Origin of the sequence: Pradoshia eiseniae, assembly GCF_002946355.1 — a bacterium.
In the GTDB taxonomy this organism is placed as follows: Bacteria; Bacillota; Bacilli; order Bacillales; family Pradoshiaceae; genus Pradoshia; species Pradoshia eiseniae.
In genome coordinates, this window is record NZ_PKOZ01000043.1 from 1 (window position 1) to 1,467 (window position 1,467).

Below are 1,467 nucleotides of genomic sequence, written 5' to 3' on the forward strand. Positions count from 1 at the left end.
GAAGAGATAACAGCCTATTTTAACAATAATAAGGTGCAATATATAAAAATTTTACGAGGAGAAAATTAATGAGACTCTGTTTTATCGGGGGAGGAAATCCATTAAATAAGGAACTCGATGATGTGATGTATTATTTATCAAATTCAATTGAAATAGGTAATAACATCTTAATAATTCCTTTTGCCACTGAGAACTCAAAAGTCGATAAATGGTTTACCTCTTTGAAAAAATCCTTTAAGGATATAGGGATGGAGCACATCAAACTTCTCGACTATCAGCTAACAAATCAAGAGATGCAAAAGGAAATTAAACTACACAGCATTTTATATTTTACTGGTGGTAGACCAGAAAAGTTAATGCGAATATTAGCAGAAAAAGAATTGATACAAGAAATCAAAGAGTTTTCGGGATTAATTGTTGGTGTTAGTGCTGGTGCGTTAGTTTTTAGTGAAGACTGCATTATTACAAAGGATCAATATTATCTAGAAACACAGGTGATAGAAGGTTTAGGCTTAGTAGATTTCAGCGTAGAAGTTCACTATAACGGAAACAATGATAAAGAATTGTTGTCTTTATCTGCTACTAGAGATATATACGCTATACCAAATGGTAGTGCAATATTTTGGGAAGATAATGTAGTTAAACCTATTCACAATGTAACCCTTTTTAGAAAGAGAAAAAAACAAATTGTTACTGAAGATTAGAAAGGGATATTTAGTCGGAGCATTGATTGAAGAAGGATTAATGCCTTTTTGTGTTGAATTTCTTATGGAAGTAAAGGGGAAAGTTAGTTGAAGTATAAAGGAGATAAAAAGAGATGGATAGGAACTTATAATTAGGAGGTGTTAGAATCAAAGCTGTATTCCTAGACCGTGATGGAACAATTGGTGGTAAGGGCGGTGGCATATACCCATTTGAGTTTACTTTGTATGAATATGCTCCTAAAGCTATAAAGAAACTTAATGAATTGGGCATAAAAGTATTTCTATTTACTAATCAAACGAGAGTTGGCAGAGGATACTTTACAGAAACAGAACTGCTAAGAGGATTTAAAATGATGGAAGAAGAGTTGGAGAAACACTCTGCATTTTTTGATGACATTTTCTATTGTCCTCATAAACCTGATGACGGATGCAATTGCCAAAAGCCCAATATTGGCCTTTTACTGGAAGCTCAAGAAAAGCATCTTTTAATTCTTAAAGAATGTTATGTTGTTGGGGATACAGGTAATACTGATATGGTAGCTGCTAGCAAAGCAGGAACAAAAAAAGTGTTAGTCAAAACAGGTTGGGGCGTAGGTTCACTTACAACGTATCGTCACAATTGGATAGGGATTGAACCTGATTACTTAGCAAAAGACTTAGTAGATGTAGTTGATTGGATTGTTTCTGATTTACAAAAAACTTAACTAGTAATGTCTTTTTTAACTAATGCTGCATTGATCCAAGAAGGATTAATGCCTTTTTG

Annotated in this window: 2 protein-coding genes; both read left to right on the plus strand. The window is 33.5% G+C overall.

Translation table 11 applies throughout. From position 1 onward, the window contains the following. Positions 1-68: 68 nt before the first annotated feature. Positions 69-704, plus strand: coding sequence for a Type 1 glutamine amidotransferase-like domain-containing protein (locus CYL18_RS18925; protein WP_104851016.1), 636 nt, complete (start codon positions 69-71; stop codon positions 702-704). A gap of 146 nt (positions 705-850) precedes the next feature. Continuing rightward, on the plus strand, positions 851-1,408 hold the full coding sequence (locus CYL18_RS18930; RefSeq protein WP_104851017.1) for a D-glycero-alpha-D-manno-heptose-1,7-bisphosphate 7-phosphatase: 558 nt from the start codon (positions 851-853) through the stop codon (positions 1,406-1,408). Positions 1,409-1,467: the final 59 nt, after the last annotated feature.

Coding starts and splice junctions, on each gene's coding strand:
- CYL18_RS18925 (WP_104851016.1), top strand. CDS start 69: ATGAGACTCTGTTTTATCGGGGGAGGAAATCCATTAAATAAGGAACTC.